3 protein-coding genes are annotated in these 1,967 nt (G+C 69.1%); all 3 read left to right on the top strand.

The window, feature by feature from the left end; all coding sequences use genetic code 11:
• A partial coding sequence (purD, locus tag AC3XYG_RS03125) for a phosphoribosylamine--glycine ligase (protein ID WP_489138353.1) occupies nucleotides 1–900 on the top strand: 900 nt, incomplete at its 5' end.
• Between the two features lie 37 nt (nucleotides 901–937).
• Nucleotides 938–1,258, top strand: a complete 321-nt coding sequence (locus tag AC3XYG_RS03120) for a hypothetical protein (RefSeq protein ID WP_489138352.1) — start codon at nucleotides 938–940, stop codon at nucleotides 1,256–1,258.
• A 93-nt stretch (nucleotides 1,259–1,351) separates the two neighbouring features.
• Nucleotides 1,352–1,903: a transcription elongation factor GreB gene (gene greB, locus AC3XYG_RS03115; protein WP_489138351.1), complete on the top strand. Its 552-nt coding sequence runs from the start codon at nucleotides 1,352–1,354 to the stop codon at nucleotides 1,901–1,903.
• The last annotated feature ends 64 nt before the right edge of the window (nucleotides 1,904–1,967 follow it).

Below are 1,967 nucleotides of genomic sequence, written 5' to 3'. Positions count from 1 at the left end.
CGCCGCTTCACCGATGCGGCCGAGGCCCGCGCCTATATCGCCGCCGAGGGCGCGCCGATCGTGGTCAAGGCCGATGGGCTGGCCGCCGGCAAGGGCGTGGTGGTGGCGACGACGGTCGAAGAGGCCCAGGACGCGGTCGATTCGATGCTGACCGAGGGCGGCTTCGGCGCCGCCGGCGCCTCGATCGTGGTCGAGGAATGCCTGGTCGGGCCGGAGCTGAGCTTCTTCGCCCTGTGCGACGGCGAAACCGCCCTGCCGCTGGCCACCGCCCGCGACCACAAGCGCGCCTACGACAACGACGAGGGCCCGAACACCGGCGGCATGGGCGCGGTGTCGCCGCACCCGCTGGCGACGCCGGAGCTGGAAGCCCGGATCATGGCCGAGATCGTGCAGCCGACGCTGCGAGCCATGGAGGCCGAGGGCACGCCGTTCCGCGGCATCCTGTTCGCCGGGCTGATGCTGACCGACCGCGGGCCGCAGCTGATCGAGCACAATGTCCGCTTCGGCGACCCGGAATGCGAGACGCTGCTGCCGCGGCTGTCCTCCGACCTGCTGACCGCCCTCTTGGCCGCGGCCGACGGCACGCTGCGCCACCTGACCCTGCGCTGGCGGCCGGAGGCGGCGGTGACGGTGGTGATGGCTGCGAAGGGCTATCCCGGGTCGTATCAGAAGGGCAGCCCGATCCGCGCGCTGGACCAGGCGGCCGGGGTGCCCGGCACCATCGTCTTCCACGCCGGCACAGCCGCTGATGCCGACGGCACCATCGCCGCCCAGGGCGGCCGGGTGCTGGCGGTGACCGCGCTGGGCGCCGACGTCGCCGAAGCCCGGGCGCGGGCCTACCAGGCCGTCGACCGCATCGACTGGCCCGAGGGCTTCTGCCGCCGGGACATCGCCATTTAACGATCAGGCCCAACCGACGATGCTGGAGGGGGATGTCGTGGAAGACCGGACCTACATCAGCCCGGACGGCCTGCTCCGGCTGATCGTCAAATCTGAAGAAGCAGACGTCTTGATCGGCTTCGAAGGCTATCCGTGGCATACCCATGCCGATCTGCTGGCCGCGGTCCATGATCTGCCGGAAGCCGATGCGGTCGCGCGATTTGTCGACGCCATCCTCCAGAACCGGGCACGGATCGCGGTCTCGCGCAGCGGGAATCGCATCCGGGATATCTGGGTCACGGAGGATCCGGACGCGGATCTGGAATATCGATCGGCCGGTGAGACGATCGAGTTCCGCCACTGGGATGCCGCAACGTAGATTGGGTTCGCGCTTTGCGAACCTAACATCGATCCGACCCATGACCGTTGGGTTCGCCATCGCGAACCCGCCCCGCGATGCTACAGTGACGCCATGAGCAAGGCCTTCACCAAAGAGAGCGACACCGAGGAGGAGCTGGACGATGCGCCGGCCCCCCTGCCCGCGGGATCGAAGAACTACATCACGCCCGAGGGCTTCCAACGGCTGCAGGACGAGCTGAAGCAGCTGTGGCGGGTCGAGCGGCCGAAGGTGGTCGAGGTGGTGTCCTGGGCCGCCGGCAATGGCGACCGGTCGGAGAATGGCGACTACATCTACGGCAAGAAGCGGCTGCGCGAGATCGACCGCCGGGTGCGGTTCCTGACCAAGCGGCTGGAGATCGCCGAGGTGGTCGACCCGGCGCGCCAGACCAATCGCGACCGGGTCTATTTCGGCGCCACCGTCACCTATGTCGACAGCCAGGACCGCGAACGCACCGTGCGCATCGTCGGCATCGACGAGACCGATGCGGATGCCGGCGACATCAGCTGGATCTCACCCCTCGCCCGCGCGCTGGCGCGGACGCAGGTGGGCGACGTGATCGAGATCCGCACCCCCGGCGGGATCGAGACCGCCGAGGTGCTGGAGATCCGCTACGGCAAGGGCTGAGGCGGGTCTAGCTCTCGGCCCGCAGGCCTGAGCCACCCCCTCACCCGAAATCGCCATGCGATTT

This window comes from Inquilinus sp., from assembly GCF_057815775.1.
The sequence above is the reverse complement of the archived record's forward strand: the minus strand, read 5'-3'. Positions and strand labels throughout refer to the sequence as shown.

What these genes read in the sequence shown, in the direction of transcription:
- greB (WP_489138351.1), top strand. Translation starts at nt 1,352, where the DNA reads ATGAGCAAGGCCTTCACCAAAGAGAGCGACACCGAGGAGGAGCTGGAC.